The 18,154-nt window shown below is 68.4% G+C and carries 22 protein-coding genes; 7 read left to right on the top strand and 15 right to left on the bottom strand.

Annotated elements, in window-relative coordinates; all coding sequences use genetic code 11:
- Window positions 1-119 precede the first annotated feature (119 nt).
- Both ABIE51_RS04225 and coq7 read left to right on the top strand, forming a co-directional pair.
- A complete protein-coding gene (locus ABIE51_RS04225; RefSeq protein ID WP_192632348.1) occupies window positions 120-1,313 on the top strand; it encodes a (Fe-S)-binding protein in 1,194 nt (397 codons plus the stop codon).
- A 9-nt stretch (window positions 1,314-1,322) separates the two neighbouring features.
- A complete protein-coding gene (gene coq7 / locus ABIE51_RS04220; protein ID WP_192632347.1) occupies window positions 1,323-1,967 on the top strand; it encodes a 2-polyprenyl-3-methyl-6-methoxy-1,4-benzoquinone monooxygenase in 645 nt (214 codons plus the stop codon).
- Window positions 1,968-2,047: 80 nt separating this feature from the next.
- Here coq7 and speD read toward each other — a convergent pair whose 3' ends face one another.
- Window positions 2,048-2,842 (bottom strand): adenosylmethionine decarboxylase, encoded by a 795-nt coding sequence (gene speD, locus ABIE51_RS04215; protein WP_115841320.1) that lies wholly within the window; start codon window positions 2,840-2,842, stop codon window positions 2,048-2,050.
- 272 nt (window positions 2,843-3,114) lie between these two features.
- On the opposite strand from speD, the gene crp reads away from it, so the two are divergent.
- Genes crp through ABIE51_RS04200 form a run of 3 tightly spaced genes read left to right on the top strand, consistent with a single transcriptional unit; the run spans window position 3,115 to window position 4,645 of the window.
- Complete coding sequence (gene crp / locus ABIE51_RS04210; RefSeq protein WP_232338648.1) at window positions 3,115-3,771, top strand: cAMP-activated global transcriptional regulator CRP; 657 nt, start codon at window positions 3,115-3,117, stop codon at window positions 3,769-3,771.
- A gap of 33 nt (window positions 3,772-3,804) precedes the next feature.
- Window positions 3,805-4,239 (top strand): GNAT family N-acetyltransferase, encoded by a 435-nt coding sequence (locus tag ABIE51_RS04205; protein WP_269750039.1) that lies wholly within the window; start codon window positions 3,805-3,807, stop codon window positions 4,237-4,239.
- A 34-nt stretch (window positions 4,240-4,273) separates the two neighbouring features.
- A complete protein-coding gene (locus ABIE51_RS04200) occupies window positions 4,274-4,645 on the top strand; it encodes a TFIIB-type zinc ribbon-containing protein (RefSeq protein ID WP_192632346.1) in 372 nt (123 codons plus the stop codon).
- Between the two features lie 12 nt (window positions 4,646-4,657).
- On the opposite strand, the gene ABIE51_RS04195 is transcribed toward ABIE51_RS04200, so the two are convergent.
- The 14 genes from ABIE51_RS04195 to ABIE51_RS04130 all read right to left on the bottom strand — a co-directional run bounded on the left by ABIE51_RS04195 (window position 4,658) and on the right by ABIE51_RS04130 (window position 16,445).
- Window positions 4,658-5,446, bottom strand: a complete 789-nt coding sequence (locus tag ABIE51_RS04195; RefSeq protein WP_192632345.1) for a haloacid dehalogenase-like hydrolase — start codon at window positions 5,444-5,446, stop codon at window positions 4,658-4,660.
- Window positions 5,443-6,234: an indole-3-glycerol phosphate synthase TrpC gene (trpC, locus tag ABIE51_RS04190; protein WP_115841316.1), complete on the bottom strand. Its 792-nt coding sequence runs from the start codon at window positions 6,232-6,234 to the stop codon at window positions 5,443-5,445. Before trpC ends, ABIE51_RS04195 begins: the two co-directional genes overlap by 4 nt.
- Window positions 6,231-6,587: an antibiotic biosynthesis monooxygenase family protein gene (locus ABIE51_RS04185; RefSeq protein ID WP_192632344.1), complete on the bottom strand. Its 357-nt coding sequence runs from the start codon at window positions 6,585-6,587 to the stop codon at window positions 6,231-6,233. The genes trpC and ABIE51_RS04185 overlap by 4 nt, the downstream gene beginning before the upstream one ends.
- On the bottom strand, window positions 6,587-7,633 hold the full coding sequence (gene trpD, locus ABIE51_RS04180) for an anthranilate phosphoribosyltransferase (protein WP_192632343.1): 1,047 nt from the start codon (window positions 7,631-7,633) through the stop codon (window positions 6,587-6,589). The genes ABIE51_RS04185 and trpD overlap by 1 nt, the downstream gene beginning before the upstream one ends.
- Window positions 7,634-7,754: 121 nt before the next feature.
- Window positions 7,755-8,345 (bottom strand): anthranilate synthase component II, encoded by a 591-nt coding sequence (locus ABIE51_RS04175; RefSeq protein ID WP_192632342.1) that lies wholly within the window; start codon window positions 8,343-8,345, stop codon window positions 7,755-7,757.
- Window positions 8,346-8,589: 244 nt separating this feature from the next.
- Window positions 8,590-9,990 carry a sensor histidine kinase gene (locus ABIE51_RS04170; RefSeq protein WP_192632341.1) on the bottom strand — a complete coding sequence of 467 codons (1,401 nt, stop codon included), beginning with the start codon at window positions 9,988-9,990 and terminating at the stop codon, window positions 8,590-8,592.
- Window positions 9,987-10,664, bottom strand: coding sequence for a winged helix-turn-helix domain-containing protein (locus ABIE51_RS04165; RefSeq protein ID WP_192632340.1), 678 nt, complete (start codon window positions 10,662-10,664; stop codon window positions 9,987-9,989). Before ABIE51_RS04165 ends, ABIE51_RS04170 begins: the two co-directional genes overlap by 4 nt.
- Window positions 10,665-10,754: 90 nt before the next feature.
- Entirely contained in the window at window positions 10,755-10,949 is a 195-nt protein-coding gene (locus ABIE51_RS04160; RefSeq protein ID WP_192632339.1) for a hypothetical protein, read from the bottom strand.
- 279 nt (window positions 10,950-11,228) lie between these two features.
- A complete protein-coding gene (locus ABIE51_RS04155; RefSeq protein WP_192632338.1) occupies window positions 11,229-11,930 on the bottom strand; it encodes a hypothetical protein in 702 nt (233 codons plus the stop codon).
- Window positions 11,931-12,109: 179 nt separating this feature from the next.
- Window positions 12,110-13,597, bottom strand: a complete 1,488-nt coding sequence (trpE, locus tag ABIE51_RS04150) for an anthranilate synthase component I (RefSeq protein WP_157029319.1) — start codon at window positions 13,595-13,597, stop codon at window positions 12,110-12,112.
- A 148-nt stretch (window positions 13,598-13,745) separates the two neighbouring features.
- The gene (gene yegS / locus ABIE51_RS04145; protein ID WP_192632337.1) at window positions 13,746-14,693 is read right to left on the bottom strand and encodes a lipid kinase YegS; all 948 of its coding nucleotides are present in this window, start codon (window positions 14,691-14,693) and stop codon (window positions 13,746-13,748) included.
- Window positions 14,694-14,935: 242 nt separating this feature from the next.
- Window positions 14,936-15,409, bottom strand: coding sequence for a ribonuclease E activity regulator RraA (gene rraA / locus ABIE51_RS04140; RefSeq protein WP_192632336.1), 474 nt, complete (start codon window positions 15,407-15,409; stop codon window positions 14,936-14,938).
- Complete coding sequence (gene rpe, locus ABIE51_RS04135; RefSeq protein WP_192632335.1) at window positions 15,406-16,080, bottom strand: ribulose-phosphate 3-epimerase; 675 nt, start codon at window positions 16,078-16,080, stop codon at window positions 15,406-15,408. The genes rraA and rpe overlap by 4 nt, the downstream gene beginning before the upstream one ends.
- A 29-nt stretch (window positions 16,081-16,109) precedes the next feature.
- A complete protein-coding gene (locus ABIE51_RS04130) occupies window positions 16,110-16,445 on the bottom strand; it encodes a J domain-containing protein (RefSeq protein ID WP_157029315.1) in 336 nt (111 codons plus the stop codon).
- A 159-nt stretch (window positions 16,446-16,604) separates the two neighbouring features.
- On the opposite strand from ABIE51_RS04130, the gene ABIE51_RS04125 reads away from it, so the two are divergent.
- Window positions 16,605-17,525, top strand: a complete 921-nt coding sequence (locus ABIE51_RS04125) for a phosphoribosylaminoimidazolesuccinocarboxamide synthase (protein WP_115841303.1) — start codon at window positions 16,605-16,607, stop codon at window positions 17,523-17,525.
- A 104-nt stretch (window positions 17,526-17,629) separates the two neighbouring features.
- Window positions 17,630-18,136, top strand: a complete 507-nt coding sequence (locus ABIE51_RS04120; RefSeq protein WP_115841302.1) for an Mpo1 family 2-hydroxy fatty acid dioxygenase — start codon at window positions 17,630-17,632, stop codon at window positions 18,134-18,136.
- Window positions 18,137-18,154: the final 18 nt, after the last annotated feature.

The raw sequence follows: 18,154 nt of genomic DNA, 5'->3' as shown, positions 1-18,154 counted from the left end.
GGAATGATAGCCGGCTGTGCCGGGCGCTGCAAGTCGCGGGGTTCAGCCCCTTCCGGGCCGTCTAGAATCGCGCCATGCCGCCCGCCGCCCCCTCGCCACGCCCGACGCACGATCCTCTGGTGGCGCTGGCCGACCGCTGCGTGCAGTGCGGATTGTGCCTGCCGGCCTGCCCGACCTACGCCGAATCCCGGCTCGAGGCCGAATCCCCCCGCGGCCGGATCGCCCTTGCCCGCGCCTGGGCGCTGGAGACCATCCCGCCTACCCCGGCGGGCGAGACACATCTGGACCAGTGCCTTGGCTGCCGCAGCTGCGAGGCCGTCTGCCCCGCCGGGGTGCAATACGGCGCCCTGCTCGTCCAGGCGAGGTCGCGCCAGCGGGAGCGCCGGTCTGCCGGCTGGCGCCAGAAATCGATCGAAGCCCTCGTCGCCCGCCCAGCGTTGCTCGGCGCCCTGCTGCATGCCTACAGGCGCGTCCACGCATGGCTGCCTGCGCAATGGCGCCTCCTGCCGCCGCCTGCCATCGCCCCGCCTGCCATCGCCCCGCCTGCCATCGCCCCGCCTGCCATCGCCCCGCCGGCCGCGACCGGATTTGCGCCAGCGGAGGAGAGCGTCGCGATGTTCGTCGGCTGCGCGGCGAGCGCCTACGAAGCCGGTCTTCGCGAGTCGATCGCGCGATGCCTTGCGATGCTTGGTGTTCGCGTCGAAACCCCGTCCGGACAGACCTGCTGCGGCAGCGTGCACGCGCACGCCGGCGACATCGAAGGCGCACAGCGCCTGGCCGCGCGGAACCGAGGCGCGTTCGAGTCGACAGGCACTGTCCTCACGTTCGCGAGCGGCTGCCATGAGGCCGTTGCGCAGGCGCTGGACGGCGGCACGACGCGAACGGTCGATGCGATCGAATTCCTTGCGCGCAGGCTGCAGACGCACGCCGAACGCTGGCAATGGCGCGCTCGCCCGGAACGCATCGCGCTGCACCTGCCCTGCACGCAACGCAACGTCGTGCGCTCGGCGGGCACGCTTCGTGCGCTGCTGTCATCGATGCCGGGTATTGAAATCGTGGAACTCGACGCCTCCGGTTGCTGCGGCGCCTCGGGCGCGCAGATGCTGGAGGATCCCGCCCGCGCCTCGACGTTCCGCGCACCGCTGCTGCGCCAGTTGCAGGAAAGTGGCGCGACGCGGCTGCTGAGCGCGAACCTCGGCTGCCGCCTGCACCTGGCCAACGGGACGTCGGTGCCGGTGCAACACCCGCTCGAATTCCTGGCCGAGTGCGTCGAGGCCGCGCCTTCACCGCAGGCCGTTTCCCCCTCCGCGTAAACTGCCGGCATGGACACGACCCGCCAGCTCACGCCCCTCGACCGTTTCCTCAACGACACCCAGCGCGCGCTCGACACCGTCTTCGGTGCGCCCGGCGCGCAACGACCGAATCCATCCCGGGACGTCGCCCAGATCGAACTGGACGACACCGAACGCCGCCACGCGAGCGGCCTGATGCGCATCAACCACGTCGGCGAGATTTGCGCGCAGGCGCTGTACTGCGGGCAGGCGGCGGTGGCGCGCGACGAGGCCACGCGTGCGCACCTGCTCGCCGCCGCGCAGGAAGAGACCGACCACCTCGCGTGGTGCGCCGACCGCCTGCGTGAACTCGACAGCCGCCCCAGCCTGCTCAACCCGGTCTGGTACGCGGGTAGCTTCGCGATCGGCGCGCTCGCCGGCCTGCGCGGCGACGGATGGAACCTCGGCTTCGTCGTGGAGACCGAGCGCCAGGTCGAAGCGCACATCGACGAACACCTGGATTCGCTGCCGCCCGCCGACGCGCGCAGCCGCGCGATCCTGCAAGTGATGAAGGCCGACGAAGCCCGCCACGCCGACCACGCCGAAGCCGCCGGAGCACGCGTGCTGCCGCAGCCAGTGCCGACGCTGATGGCCGCGGCATCGAAGGTGATGAAGGCGGTCGCGTACCGGATCTGACGCCCGACACGTAGCCGCTGTCGCAATGAAAAAGGCCCGCGAACGCGGGCCTTCTTGCATCACGGCGAAAGAACTCGGCCTCAGTCGGCCAGGTTGCGCCCGTGGTAGAGCTCTTCGATCTCGCGCTTCAGGCGCGCCTCGATCTTCATGCGCTCCTTGAACGAGAGGTTCTTGGCCTTTTCCTCGAACAGGTAGGTGTCGAGGTCGAACTCCTTCAGGTGCATCTTCGTGTGGAAGATGTTTTCCTGGTAGACGTTCACGTCGATCATCTCGTAGCGCGACTTGATGTTCTTCGCCAGGTAGTCCTGGATCGAATTGATCTTGTGGTCGATGAAGTGCTTCTTGCCCTTGATGTCGCGGGTGAAGCCGCGCACCCGGTAATCCATGATGACGATGTCGGATTCCAGGCTTTCGATCAGGTAGTTCAGCGCCTTCAGCGGCGAGATCACGCCGCAGGTCGCCACGTCGATGTCGGCGCGGAAGGTCGCGATGCCGTTGTCCGGATGCGTTTCCGGATACGTGTGCACCGTGATGTGCGACTTGTCCATGTGCGCCACGACGGCGTCGGAGATGATCTCCTTGCCGGCGTCCTTCTTGTCGATCACCGGCTCCTCGGAAATGAGGATGGTCACCGACGCGCCCTGCGGGTCGTAGTCCTGGCGGGCGATGTTGAGGATGTTGGCGCCGATGATCTCGGCGACATCCGTCAGTATTTGGGTCAAACGGTCGGCGTTGTACGCCTCGTCGATGTATTCGATGTAACGACGACGCTCGTCCTCCGACGCCGCGAAGCAGACGTCGTAAATATTGAACGAGAGGGCCTTGGTGAGGTTGTTGAAACCTTGCAACCTCAGGCGAGGCAACGGCTTGACCACGGCAGTGAGATCCCGGGAGGGCGGCGGAGGGTCGCGATTATGCGGCACAAACCGTTACGGGGGAACGCGTGGCCCCGGGAGGCGCGCCAGGGGGCCCGATTCAGCCGGCCGGCGTGAAGACGCGGCCGAATCTGCTTGCCGTCACAGGTTAGAGTCCACGGTAGTGACGTACTGGGGCGGATATTTGCCCAATGCGTTACTTCACCCTAAGCTCGACCGATCACAAGACCTTCACGACCATGTCCGCAAACCCGGCTGCAAACACACCTGCCATGCGTCGCACCAACAGCCCGCTGCTGCCGGACGGTGCAACGATCGAACGCTTCCTCGCCCACTGCCATCGCCGCCGCTACCCGTCGCGGACCGATGTGTTCCGCCCGGGCGACCCGGCGAGCACGCTTTACTACATCGTGTCCGGTTCCGTGAGCATCATCACGGAAGAGGAAGACGGCCGCGAGCTGGTCCTGGGCTACTTCGGCCCCGGCGAATTCGTCGGCGAGCTGGGCCTGTTCATCGCCAGCGACCAGCGGGAAGTGATCCTGCGCACCCGCAGCACCTGCGAGCTGGCCGAAATCGGCCACGAGCGCCTCTACGACCTGCTGCTGACCCGCCTGTCGCTCGATGCGCCGAAGCTGCTGTACGCCATCGGCGCGCAGATTTCCCGTCGTTTACTGGACACCAGCAGGAAAGCCGGCCGCCTGGCCTTCCTCGACGTGACCGACCGCATCGTCCGCGCCCTGCACGACCTGGCCAAGGAGCCGGAGGCCATGAGCCACCCGCAGGGCACCCAGATCCGCGTCTCGCGCCAGGAGCTCTCGCGTCTGGTGGGCTGCTCGCGCGAAATGGCCGGCCGCGTGCTCAAGAAGCTCCAGGCCGACGGCAAGCTGCACGCGCGCGGCAAGACGGTCGTCCTCTACGGAACGCGCTGACGCGTGGGTCGGGCCAACGCACCCGATGAAGCCGTGACGGCCCGGGTGCGCCAGGCCGAACTGGGCGACGCGAGCGACGTCGCCCGCCTGCTGGGGGAACTCGGCTATCCCTGCACCCGGGACGAAGCCGCCGAACGCATCGCCGTCGTCCGGCACGACCCGCGCCAGCACCTGCTGCTGGCCGAGATCGACGGGGACGCCAGCGGCCTGATCTCGCTCTACACGCTCTATTCGGTCGTCCACGGCTACGAGCTGGCGCGCATCACCGGCCTGGTCGTGCTGCCGGAAGAACAGGGGAAAGGCGTCGGCAAGCGCCTGCTGCGCGAAGTCGAATCGATCTGCCGCCGTTACGGCGTGCGGCGCATCGAAGTCACCAGCAATGCCAGCCGCACCGACGCGCACGCCTTCTACCGGCAATGCGGCTATCTGGACGGGTCGATGCGTTTCGTGAAGTCGCTTGGCGACTGATCAGACGGCCGACCAGACCATCAGGGGGATCCACATGCAGTGCCCGAAGTGCAATTCGCCGATGGAGCCCATCGAGCTCCTCTCCTCGCTGTCGCAGCGTTGCACGCAGTGCAAGGGCATGTGGCTGACGATGGGCGAGAACCGCCTGCTCAAGGCCGAAGCCGAACGCGTGGACATCGGCGACGCGCAGGTCGGCGAGCACTACAACCACATCGACCGCATCAAGTGCCCGGTCTGCTTCGACCGCCAGCTGGTGCGCATGGTCGATGCGCAGCAGCCGCACATCTGGTTCGAAAGCTGCAGCAACTGCTTCGGGCGCTTCTACGACGCCGGCGAGTTCCGCGACTACGCCGAGCACACGCTGCGCGATTTCTTCCTGGACCTGGACGCGCCCGAGCGCGTGTGAAGCGCGCGGCGATCAGCCCTGCACGGGGTCGCCGCCACGCTCCTTGCATCCCCAGTTGAGGATCGGCGTGCCGGGCGGCAACACGCGCCGGAACATCGCCACGCGACGGCGCTTGGGATTGACCACCACCGGCTTGCGCGCAGCCTTGAGCAGGGGCAGATCGGCGCTGCTGTCCGAGTACGCGACCGCGATCTGGTCGTAGCCGGCGTCCCAGATCATCCGCATCTTGTTCTCGTGGTGGCAGTGCTCGACGGTGATCATGCCGCCGAGGAACGGCCCGCCGATGCTGCCGATCACCGGCAGGTCCTCGTGCGCCACGAAGTCGAGGATCGCGCGCGCCAGTTCCGGCGCGGCGCCGGTGGCGATGATCACGCGATCGCCGGCATCGCGATGCTTCTGCAGCACCTTCAGCGCGATCGGCAGCAGGCGCGCGCGGATCTCCTTCGCGTGCTTGCGCACGTAGAGATCGATCAACCGGTCCATGTCGTGGCGACGGTGCGTGCCGAAGGTCGCGATCCACAGGTAGACGGAGATCGCATGTCGGCGCGTCGGCAGCCACGCGATCAGCGGCAGCAGCAGCGGCGACAGCGCGATCGCGGCGACGACGCGCGCCCAGTCGCGCTTGATCAGCCAAAGCACGAGATGGCTGCCGGAGTCGCCGTCGTACAGCGTGTGGTCGAAGTCGAACACCACCAGCGGCGCGTACGGGCGCTTGCCGGTGGCGGACTCGCCCGTCGTCGCGACGGCGGCCGCACCCGGCAGGTGGTCGACGCCTTCGGGCACCCGTCCGGTCGTGCTCATGCGGCGAACAGCCGCTGCAGCGCGGCGCCGGGTTCGGCTTCGCGCATGAAGGATTCGCCGACCAGGAAGGTCTGCACGCCGGCCGCGCGCATCTTCGCGACGTCGGCCTGCGTGGCGATGCCGCTTTCGGTCACCAGCGTGCGGTCGCGCGGGACGGCGTTCTGCAGTTCGAGCGTCGTGTCGAGCGACACCTCGAACGTGCGCAGGTTGCGGTTGTTCACGCCGATGAGCTCGCAGTCGGTCTGCAGCGCGCGCTCGAGCTCGTCGATGTCGTGCACTTCCACCAGCACGTCCATGCCGAGCTCCATGGCGAGGTTGGCCATCTCGACCATCTGGCCGTCTTCCAGCGCGGCGACGATCAGCAGGATCGCGTCGGCGCCGATCACGCGCGCTTCGTAGACCTGGTACGGATCGATGGTGAAATCCTTGCGCAGCACCGGCAGCGAGCACGCGGCGCGCGCCTCGCCCAGGTACAGGTTGCTGCCCTGGAAGAAGTCGACATCCGTCAGCACCGACAGGCACGCCGCACCGCCGGCCTCGTAGCTGCGCGCGATCTGCGCCGGATGGAAGTCCTTGCGGATCAGCCCCTTCGACGGGCTCGCCTTCTTCACTTCGGCGATCACCGCCGCCTCGCCCGCCGCGTGCTTGCGGCGGATCGCGTCGACGAAACCGCGCGTGGGCGGCTGCTGCAGCGCACGGGCCCGCATGTCTTCGAGCGGCCGCACACGGCTGCGCTGCTGGATCTCCTCGACCTTGCGGGCCAGGATCGTGTTGAGGATGTCGCTCATTCGGAAGGCTTGGAGTGCATTGCGGGCTTGCCGTAAGCGCGTTCGACCTTGGCCACGCGCAGTTCGTAGTGTTCGTACCAGTGCACGCGGCCGTGCGCGCGCGTGGCGGCGTGTTCGGCGTGCTGCCGCCACGCCGCGATGGCGGCTTCACTGTCCCAGTAGGAAACGGTAATGCCGAATCCGTCCGCGCCGCGCGTCGATTCCACGCCGAGGAATCCCGGCTGCGACGACGCCAGTTCGACCATGCGTTCGGCCGCTTCGCCGTAACCGGCGTCATCGTGCGCGTTGCGGCGCGAGGAGAAGATCACCGCGTAATACGGCGGCGCGGGCAGGCGGGCGAACGCGTCGTCCATCACGCGCCCACCGGTTCGCCGGCGAGTTCGCGCGTGGTCGCGACGAACTCCTCCAGCTTGTGCTTCGCCGCGCCGGAGGCCAGCGCCGCACGCGCGCGCTCTATGCCCTCGGCAATGCTGTCGGCGACGCCGGCGGCGTAGATCGCGGCGCCCGCATTGAGCGCGACGATTTCGCGCGGCAGGCCGGCTTCGTCGTTCAGCGCCTGCATCAGCAGGATTTTCGATTCGGCCGCGTCGTTCACGCGCAGGTTGCGGCTGGCGGCCATCGCGATGCCGAAGTCCTCCGGATGCACCTCGTACTCGCGCACCGTGCCGTCGCGCAGTTCGCCGACGAGACTGCCGGCACCGAGCGAGAGCTCGTCCATGCCGTCGCGGCCCCACACCACCAGCGCCCGTTTCGCGCCCAGTTCCTGCAGCACGCGTACCTGGATGCCGACGAGGTCGGGATGGAACACGCCCATGAGGATGCTCGGCGCGCCGGCGGGATTGGTCAGCGGGCCGAGGATGTTGAACATCGTGCGCACGCCCATTTCGCGGCGCACAGGCGCGACGACCTTCATCGCCGGATGGTGGATCGGCGCGAACATGAAGCCGATGCCGCAGCGTTCGATGCAGCGCGCGACCTGTCCGGGTTGCAGTTCGATCGATGCGCCCAGCGCTTCGAGCGCATCGGCGCTGCCGGACTTCGACGACACGCTGCGGTTGCCGTGCTTGGCGACCTTCGCGCCCGCGGCGGCGACCACGAACATGCTCGCGGTGGAGATGTTGAACGTGTTGGCGCCATCGCCGCCGGTGCCGACGATGTCGACGAGGTTCTCGCGATCGGCGACCTCCACCGGCCGCGCGAACTCGCGCAGCACCGTCGCCGCGCCGGCGATCTCGCCGACGGTTTCCTTCTTCACCCGCAGGCCAGTGAGGATCGCCGCCGTCATCGCCGGCGAGACTTCGCCGCGCATGATCATGCGCATCAGCTCGACCATCTCGTCGTGGAAGATCTCACGATGCTCGATGGTGCGTTGCAGGGCTTCTTGCGGGGTAATGGGCATGGGCGTGGCGATCGGGGCGTGGCGGGACGGAGCGGGCCTCAGGGCCGGGGAAACCGAAACGATAGCAGCTGTCGCGCCGACGCCGTGGCGTTTCGCAACGGGCGCCTGGTGCGCGTGGCGGTCATCGCTCGAGGAAATTCTTCAGCAGCGCGTGGCCGTGTTCGGTGAGGATCGACTCGGGGTGGAACTGCACGCCTTCCACCGGATGCTCGCGGTGGCGCAGGCCCATGATCTCGTCGAAGGCGGGCGCGCCGTCCTCGCCGTCGACCTCGGTCCAGGCGGTGATTTCCAGGCAATCGGGCAGCGTTTCGCGCGACACGACCAGCGAGTGGTAGCGCGTGGCCTCGTAGCCGTCGGGCAGCCCGGCGAACACGCCGCGGCCTTCGTGGCGGATGCGCGAGGTCTTGCCGTGCATGATCCGCTTGGCGCGCACGACGTCGCCGCCGTAGGCCTGCCCCAGGCTCTGGTGACCCAGGCACACGCCGAACACCGGGATGTGCGGGCCGAGCTCGCGGATCACGTCCACCGACACGCCCGCCTCGTTCGGCGTGCACGGGCCGGGCGAGACGACGATGCGCTCGGGGGACAAAGCTTCGATCTGCGCGACGGACAGCTCGTCGTTGCGGATCACCTTCACCTCGGCGCCCAGCGCCTGCAGGTACTGCACGAGGTTGTAGGTAAAGCTGTCGTAGTTGTCGATCATCAACAGCATCGGCGCGGGCTCGGCATGGGGTTGGACGCAACGCGATTATCCCGCGCGGCGGCCGGCCGGCGGGGTCGGTGCTTGGGTTCGGGGTGGGACGCGGCCGATGCGGCCGGCGTGGAGTCAGTGCGTGGGGCGGGAAACACTCGGCAGTTCCTTGGACGACAACGAGGGGCGGACGGCAGCCAACGGCCACCATCGCCAACCCAGGTCGGCTTTTCGGAACTGCGGGGAGGAACGCACGATCATGGCCCTACTCTAGCGGCTCGGCCGGCGCGATGCGACCCGGCGCGCCCGCCAAGGGCAGCGTCACCTGCACGCGCAGACCCGGCGCGCGGTCGATCAGCTCGATCCGGCCGCCGTGGCGATGCACGATCGCCCGCACCAGGCTCAGCCCCAGACCGCTTCCCGGCGTGCCGCGATGGGATTCCAGCCGCTGGAACCGGTCGAACACGCGTTCGCGGTCGGCTTCGGGAATGCCCGGGCCGCCATCGTCCACGCGCAGCACGGCGGCCTCGCCCGCATGCAGCGACAGCCCGACCTCGCTACCTTCGGGCGCGTACTTGAGCGCGTTGTCGAGCAGGTTCACCAGCATCTGGAACAACTGGTCGCGATCGCCGCGCACGAGCGCCGGCTCCAGCGACAGCACCAGGCGCACCGATCGCTCGGCGCCGATGGGCGTGTACAGCTCGGCGGCGTCGGCGGCCAGCGCCGAGAGGTCCAGCTCCGGTCCCTCGCCCGCCGGCGGCTGCGCTTCGATGCGCGCCAGCCGCAGCAGCGCGCCGAACGTGGTGAGCAGGTGGTCGGTTTCCTGCACGGCGCCGTCGAGCGCCGCGCGTTCGGCCGGCGTCGCCCCGCTGCGATGGCGCAGGTCCTCCAGGCGGTTGCGCAGCCGCGTCAGCGGCGTCCGCAGGTCGTGCGCGATGTGGTCGGTCGCGTGGCGCACGCCGCCAAGCAGTTCCTCGATGCGGTCGAGCATCGCGTTGAAGCGCCGGCCGAGACGATCGAATGCGTCGCCGCTGCCGTCCAGCGGCACGCGCAGCCCCAGTTCGCCGCCACCCACGCGCGCGGCCGTGCGATCCAGATGACCCAGCCGGTGCGACACCCAGCGCGAGGTCAGCCAGCCGGCGAGCGCGCCCAGCGTCGCCGCGACCGCCAGCGCCACCAGCGCGGTGCGCAGCATCAACGCGAGGAAGCGATCCTGCGACTGCAACCGCAGCCCGGTCAGCAAGGTTTCGCCGTTCGGCAACGGTTGCAGCTGTGCGAGCACGCGGCGCGACTGCGTGCCGTCGCCGGGCACCGCATCGCCGGCGAGCTCGAATGTCGTCCATCGCACGCCGCGACCGGCATGCAGCGCGGGAATCTCGCCCAACTCGACGCGTCCATCCGCGCCGATCAACGCGTACACCGCGTCGGGATCGTCCGGCGCGTCGAGGCGATCGCGCAGCTCCTGCACGAGCGCGGCGCGACCACCGTCGCGTTGCAGCTGCATCAGTCCCGCCGAATCGGTGCGCACCAACTCGCGCGCATCCTGCAGCAGCAAGGTGGACACCGCGACGTAGACGCCCGCGCCCAGCAGCACGAAGGCGAGCAGGAACGCGCCCATCACGGCGAGCGCCAGGCGCGTGCTGGTGGAGCGCAGCGGGCCCGTCATTCGCCCAGCCGGTAGCCGGCGCCGCGCACGGTGTGCAGCAGCGGGCGCTCGAAGCCATGGTCGATCTTCTGCCGCAACCGGCTGATGTGCACGTCGATGACGTTGGTCTGCGGATCGAAGTGGTAGTCCCACACCGCTTCGAGCAGCATCGTGCGCGTGACGACGCGCCCGGCCTGGCGCATCAGGTATTCGAGCAGGCGGAATTCGCGCGGCTGCAACTCGATGCGCTTGCCGGCACGCCGCGCATCGCGGCCGAGCAGGTCGAGTTCGAGATCGCCGACCGAAAGCCGCGTGGGCTCGCGCTGCGCCTGTTCGCGCTCGCGACGCACGATGCTGTCAAGGCGCGCGCTCAGTTCGGAATAGGCGAAAGGTTTGACGAGGTAATCGTCGGCGCCGGCGCGCAGGCCCTCGACGCGATGGTCGACCTCGCCCAGCGCGGTGAGCAGCAGCAGCGGCGTGCGGTTGCCGGCGCCGCGCAAGGTCTGCAGCAGCACGAGACCGTCGAGCGCGGGCAGCATGCGATCGAGCACGATCGCGTCGAAGCTCTCGGTCGTCGCCAGGAACAAGCCCTGCTTGCCGTCGCCGGCGTGTTCGACCGTATGCCCGTCCTCGCGCAGGCCCTTGCCGATGAAGGCCGCGGTGTGGGGATCGTCTTCGATCAGCAGGACGCGCATGAGGACTCCGGAATGCAAAAAAGGATACCCCGGCGGTGCGCACCGTCGGGGTATCCGCCCGCGTTGCACGGGCTCCGGGGACGATGGGGATCAGCCCTTCTTGGCGTCGCTCTTGGTGGCGGGAGCGGCGGCCTTCTTGCTGGCGTGCTTGTGCTTGGAGACCGTGCCCTTGGCCGGGGCGGTCGACGCGGCCGGGGCGGCCGGCGCGGTGCTCGGCGGGGCGGCCAGGGCGGAACCGGCCAGTGCGGTCAGGGCGACGGCGAACAGGGACTTGCGCAGGTTCATGGGGTGACTCCTTGGTAAGACGCGGGTGACTCGGACGAGGGATCTTCGTTCGGTCGGGAACTGTCTTCCCGACCGCAGGATCAGACTGCGCCCGCGCGGCTCACCGGAGGATTTCCGGGGGATTAACTATCGGTAATGTTTCGAGCGCCTCGGCGCGCCGATTGCGGCCCCTTCATGCGGGCGAACGCGGGGGCCCAAGCCCGACAGGTTCCGTCGAGGTGCCGGCTTCCTTCGGATGACGTGACAGCCTGGGTCCAGCTTTCGCCGGGATGACGGACTTCAAGCCACCCCGCTCCCCCGCCGCAGCGGCACCGGTGCAGTCGCGATGCGCGCCTTCAGATCCGCCATCGTCCCCGGCAGCACGACGAGGTAATTGATCAGCTGTTCGGCCAGTTCCAGCAGCAGTTCGGCGTTGGCCTTGTCGATCGTCGTCTCGTCCTCGAACTGACGCCCGAACGTGCCGCTGGGCGCGAGCAGCTGCGCGATGTCCTGCAACGGTCGCGACAGGTCCACGTCGTGCGGCAGTGCTTCGAGCTTGCGCGTCAGCGACAGCTCGGCCTTGTCGTCGGCAAGCATGCGCGCCGTCAATCCGCCGAGCAGATGTCGCACGATCAGCGAACTCGCACCCCATTCGGCGTGGTTGTACAGCTTCAACGCGGATTCGTAGCTGCGTGCGAGCGGTGCCGACATCGCATGCAGGTGTTCGACGCCCGCCATCGGCTCGCGTCCGCCGGAGCCAGGATGGCAGAACAACCCGTTCGCCTGGTTCGTGCCGTCGGCGTCGAGCAGCTGCACGAACAGCACCGTGCGCTCGCAACGCGTGCATTCCAGTTCGCTGGCCGCCAGTTGCCGGCCGTGCTCCTGCCATGGACGGGCCTCGAAGACCGATTGCTTCAGGCAGTGCGGGCAGAGTATTTCGACGGTGCGGGGGAACGTGTTCGAGAAACGCGACTGGACGAGAGCATCGTGGACGAGCTGCATGGCCGCCTCCTTCCCGCGTTGTCGATGTCGATGACACCGTGCCCGGCAGTGAAGCGCGCCGTTTGTGAAATTAACGTTGCGGACGCGGACTTCCGGCCGCGAGGTAGCACGCAGTGAACGCCGCGTGAGAACCACCGGGGTAACGCATCACGACGGACGAACGCCGCGATGCGTGCCGATCACAAACCGCGCGCGGCCTGCGCAACGGCGCGGAACAACGCGCGTCCCTTGTTCATCGTCTCCTCCCATTCCATCGCCGGATCGGAGTCATAGACGATGCCCGCGCCGGCCTGCACGTACAGGCGACCGTCCTGGATGACGGCGGTGCGGATCGCGATCGCCGTATCGGCGTCGCCGCTGCGGCCGGGCTCGCCCCAACCGAGATAACCGATGGAACCGGCGTAGACGTTGCGCTTGATCGGTTCGAGTTCGCGGATCACTTCGAGCGCACGGATCTTCGGCGCGCCGCTGACGGTGCCGGCGGGGAACGTCGCGCGCAGCACGTCGGCGTAGCTCAGGCCCGGCTTCAGCGTGCCGGTGACTTCGCTGACGATGTGCATGACATGGCTGTAGCGCTCGATCACGAACTGCTCGCCGACCTCGACCGTGCCCGCCTCCGAGACGCGGCCGACGTCGTTGCGGCCGAGGTCGATCAGCATCAGGTGCTCGGCGCGTTCCTTCGGATCGGCCAGCAGTTCGGCTTCCAGTTCCGCGTCGCGCTCGGGCGTGTCGCCACGCGGGCGCGTGCCGGCGATCGGTCGCACGGTGACCTTGCCGTCCTGTAGGCGCACGAGGATTTCCGGTGACGAACCGACGACCTGCGTGCCGCCGACATCAAGGTAGTACATGTACGGCGACGGATTGAGCGCACGCAGCGCGCGGTACACGTCCACCGGGCGCGCCTTGAACGGCACCGACAGCCGCTGGCTCAGCACGACCTGGAAGATGTCGCCGGCGCGGATGTATTCCTTCGACTTCTCCACCGCCTCGATGAAGCCTTCGCGCGTGAAGCCGGACACGAAATCGCCTTCGTCCAGCAACCGGCCTTCCAGCGTTTCCGGATACCCCGGCCCGCCCTGGCGCAGGCGATGCACGAGTTCGTCCAGCCGGCGGTTCGCGCGCGCCATCGCGCGCGGCTCGGACGGATCGGCATGCACGATCAGGTACAGCCGGCCCTTGAGGTTGTCGAACACCGCCAGCTCGTCGCTCTGCATCAGCAGGATGTCGGGCGTGCCGAGTTCGTCTTCCTTTTCGCCGCCGGCGAAGCGCGGCTCGATGTACTGGATCGACTCGAAGCCGAACCAGCCCACCAGCCCGCCGGTGAAGCCGGGGAGGTCGGGAATCGTCGGCACGCTGTGCATCGCGCGCAGGCGCTCGACTTCGGCGAACGGATCGTCCACGACGCGGCTTTCGACCAACTCGCCATCCTCGGTCACGAACAGCGTGTGCCCGGCGAACGCGTACACGCGGCGCGCGGGCAGGCCGATGATCGAATAGCGGCCGAAACGCTCGCCGCCTTCGACCGATTCGAAGAGGTAGGTGTGCGGGCCGTCGGCGAGCTTGAGGTAGACCGACAGCGGCGTGTCGAGGTCGCTCAGGACTTCGCGGACGACAGGAACGAGGGTGTGGGTATCAGCGTGTTGCGAAGACGGGGAATCGGAGGTCACGCGGCATTTCCTTTGGATTCGAAGGGAGTGGGCAGGCGACGCACGGTCGCCATCGCCCCTCCGCACCGAGGCGGAAATGCGGGGCACTCATGAACAGAGCAGTCGAAGGAAGGTGGGGCACGCGGCTCATCGCGCGTACTGTACCGGGTCAGCGCAGCGCGAGGCGAGCCGGCGCAAGGAGCGGACAGTGTTCCGGCAGGTGCATGCGCAGGCGCGCGGGCACGCAGGCGATGGCGAACCGCCGCGCCTGCACGGGTTCGCCGTCGAGGTTGAGCGCGATCTCGCCGTCCTCCGCTTCGATGGCCACCGCGCGCATGCGGGCACGTTCGCCGACGCGTTCGAGCGCGGCGCCGCGTCCTTCGCGCACCAGCGTGGCCGCGGTGGTGGCCAGTTCGCCTTCGAGTTCGGGAATCACGGTGACGTCGAGCAGGCCGTCGTCGATGCGCGCGTCCGGACACAGCAGCTGCCCGCCGCCCGCCTGCCGGCCGTTGCCGACGCCCAACGCGATCAGCGCGCCGCGCCAGTCGAGCCCCTCGCCGTGCACGTGTGCGGCGACCGGCTCGATGCGGCCCATCTTCGCGATACCCGTGACCAGATAGGCCAGACCGCCGAGCAGTTTCTTCAGGCCGTCGTCGGTTTCCACCGTGACTTCCGTGCCGAATCCGCCACTGGCCAGGTTGATGCACCAGTGCCGCACGCCGTCGGCCTCCACGCGCAGCATGTCGATGGCGTGCGCCGGCGTGTCGGCGACCAGGCGCAGGGCGTCGTGCGGATCGAGCGGGATCGTGGCGGCGGTGGCGAAATCGTTCGCCGTGCCCAGCGGCATCGCCGCAAGAGCAGGCAGCGTTGTGGCGTCCTCATGGCGTTCGGCCAGCGCCGCGGCGACTTCGCCCAGCGAACCGTCGCCGCCGCCGGCGATCACGCAATGCACGCCGTCGTCGATGGCCTCGTCGACATAGCGTGCCGCATCGCCGTGTTCCCACGTCACGCGCACGTCGAGCGTCGCGCCGCCGGCGCGCATCGCCTGGACGGCGTCGCGCACGGCGTCGTTTCCCGCGGATTTTCCGTTGAGGATCAGGCGCCAGTGCGTCGCCATGGTCGTTCTGCGTGGGGAACCCGCGTGCAGGCTAAACGGCGCGGGCGCGAGTGATCGTGAACGGGCAAAAAGCGCGTCGGCGCCAGCCGATGCGTCACACGTCCGTCATCGAACGTGCGGAGAATCAGAGTCCATTCTCAAGGACGACGGACGGAGGCTGGATTGCCTCCAGGCATTCCCGGCGGCGGGCCAGCGATGGCCTGCCGCTTTCGTTTTCGTTCGTTGGAATGCTCGTGCCTGCTTCAGCGCAGGTCGGTGTCGGCCACGACCACGCCGTCCTCGTCCGCGCACAGCCAGTCGCCGGGGCGGATGCGCACGCCGCCGAATTCCACTTCGACATCGCGCTCGCCCGCGCCGAGCTTGTCGGTCTTGCGCGGGCAGGTGCCCAGCGCCTTCACGCCCAGCGCGATGGTCGAGATCGCATCGCTGTCGCGGATCGCGCCGAACACGATCACGCCCGCCCAGCCGTTCTCCGCGGCCTTCGCCGCGAGCAGGTCGCCGAGCATGGCGCGTCGCATCGAACCGCCGCCGTCGACCACCAGCACACGGCCCTGCCCAGCTTCTTCCACCGCTTCGCGCACGCGCGAGTTGTCCTCGTCGGCGCGCACCGTGCTGACGATTCCGTTGAACGCGATGCGGCCGCCGAAGTCCTGCAACGGCAGCTCGACCACGCGCACCTGCGCGTCGTGCAGATCGCACAGGTCGCAGGTTTTCATCCGCGCACCTTCGACACGGCGTCCTTCATGCGGCCGATCACGTCCGCGTAGTCGGTGGCGTTGAAGATCGCCGAGCCGGCAACGAAGGTGTCCGCGCCGGCGGCGGCGATCTCGGCGATGTTGTCGGCCTTCACGCCGCCATCGATTTCCAGGCGGATCGGCTTGCCCGTGGCGTCGATCATCTTGCGCACGCGGCGCAGTTTCTCCAGCGCCGAGGGAATGAAGCCCTGCCCGCCGAAGCCGGGATTGACCGACATCAGCAGCACCATGTCGACCTCTTCGAGCACCCACTCCAGCGCGTCGACCGGCGTGGCGGGATTGAGCACCAGGCCCGCCTGGCAGCCGTGCGACTTGATCAGCTGGATCGTGCGGTGCACGTGCGCGCTGGCCTCGGGATGGAAGCTGATCAGCGTGGCACCGGCCTTCGCGAAGTCGGGGACGATGCGGTCCACCGGCTCGACCATCAGATGCACGTCGATCGGCGCGGTGACGCCATGCTTGCGCAGCGCCTCGCAGACCATCGGGCCGATGGTGAGGTTCGGGACGTAGTGGTTGTCCATCACGTCGAAGTGCACCCAGTCGGCGCCGGCCTTGAGCACGTTGTCGACTTCCTCGCCTAGTTTGGCGAAGTTGGCCGAGAGGATGGACGGGGCGATGACGGTGGATTGCATGGGGGGCTCGGCGGCGTTCGTGGTTGGGGTCAGCGCTTCCGACGCAACGTCTTGATGCGGTCGTAAGCCTGGTTGATCTCGCGGGCGCGGATTTCGGCCTGCTCGCGCAGCTCGGACGCGGCGCCGGCGACGCGGTCGGGGTGGTACTGGGACATCAGGCGACGGTAGGCCTGGTCGACTTCGGCATCGGTCGCGTCGGACGTCAGGCCCAGCGCGGCATACGGGTTGTCCCGGCGCAGCTTGAACCAGTCGGTGTCGAAGGCGTGGCCCACCAGCAGCCCGATCAGGGCCCCGAACAGCGGGTTGGTGCGGAACAACGCGGCCCCCGCGAAGAAGCCCAGGAGCTTGCCGTACCAGCGTTTCATCGTCCTCCCCGCGGTCCGCGGTCGCCCGTTTAGGTCCGTCGACAGTGTACCTGCACGTCGCCGCCGGCCGGCGTACACTGGCCGGCCCTGTCGCGCACGCGCGCGAGGCAAGGCGAGCGTCGGGCGGGGGCTCCATCGCACCCATCGGGGATTCCTGCGTTGTCCACGACCCTGCTCCAGTCCGACCTTCCCGGCCTCCACCTTCGCCATCGCGGCAAGGTCCGCGACGTCTTCGACCTTCCTGCCGATCGCCTGCCCGCCGGCGCCGGCGACTGTTTGCTGATGGTCGCGACCGATCGCCTTTCGGCCTTCGACGTGGTGCTGCCCGATCCGATCCCGGGCAAGGGCGAGATGCTCTGCCAGATCAGCAATTTCTGGTTCGGCAAGACCGACCACATCATCCGCAACCACCTCACCGGGATCGATGTCGCCTCGGTACTGCCCGAGGGCGTCGACGCGGCGCTGTACGGCAAGCGCGCGGTGGTGACCAAGAAGCTCAAGCCCGTGCCGGTGGAATGCATCGCCCGCGGCTACCTCATCGGCAGCGGCTGGAAGGATTACCAGCGCACCGGCCGCGTCAGCGGCATCGCCCTGCCCGACGGTCTGCGCCAGGCCGAACAGCTGGCCGAACCGATCTTCACCCCGTCGACGAAAGCCGCCGTGGGCGATCACGACGAGAACATCGACTTCGACACCGCCGTGCGCACCGTGGGCGCGGATCTGGCCGAACAGGTCCGCGACGCGACGCTGCGGCTGTACAAGTACGCCCGCGACTACGCGGCGCAGCGCGGCATCATCCTGGCCGACACGAAGTTCGAGTTCGGACTGGACGCCGACGGCCATCTGTACGTGATGGACGAGATGCTGACGCCCGATTCGTCGCGCTACTGGCCGGCGGACGAATACGAGGTCGGCACCAGCCCGCCGAGCTACGACAAGCAGTTCGTGCGCGACTACCTGGAAACGCTCGACTGGAACAAGACGGCCCCGGGCCCGAACCTGCCGGCCGAGGTCATCGAACGCACCCGCGCGAAGTACGCCGAGGCGCTGATGAAGCTGGCCGGCATCTCGGTCGACTGACCGCCGGGCGGTACCGCGGGATCGGGCGCCTGCGTCCCGATCCCGCTATCCTCCTCCCATCCGCGCGCGGGCGCGGACCGTCATGCGCCTTGGGAGGGGTCGACATGAACACCGCCGCCGAATCTTCGCAGCACGCCACGCAGCGCCCGATCGACCGCTGGTTCGCGCACTACTCCGCCGACCATCGCAACCAGACCAACCAGCGCATCCACGTGATCTGCGTGCCGGCGATCCTGTGGAGCGTCATCGCGCTGCTGTGGTGCATCCCGACGCCGGCGTCGTGGATGAACGATGGTTTCTGGGCCGGCGTGGCGATGCTCGCCACCGTCCTGTTCTACTACCGCGCCTCGCGCCTGCTCGGCCTGGGCATGCTGGCGATGTACGTGCTGATGGGCCTGCTGACCAAGTGGATCCACGACACCTACGGCACCTCGACGCTGCTGTGGCTGGCGGTCGGCGTGTTCGTCGTCGCGTGGATCGGCCAGTTCATCGGCCACAGCGCGCGTTACGAAAACAAGCGCCCGAGCTTCCTCACCGACCTGACCTACCTGCTGATCGGCCCGGCGTGGGTGCTGTCGAAGCTGTACCGGAAGATCGGCCTGCGCTACTGACGCCTCACAGCCGGCTTC

The organism is Lysobacter sp. OAE881 (genome assembly GCF_040546665.1).
GTDB classification, from domain to species: domain Bacteria; phylum Pseudomonadota; class Gammaproteobacteria; order Xanthomonadales; family Xanthomonadaceae; genus Lysobacter_J; species Lysobacter_J soli.
The sequence above is the reverse complement of the archived record's forward strand: the minus strand, read 5'-3'. Positions and strand labels throughout refer to the sequence as shown.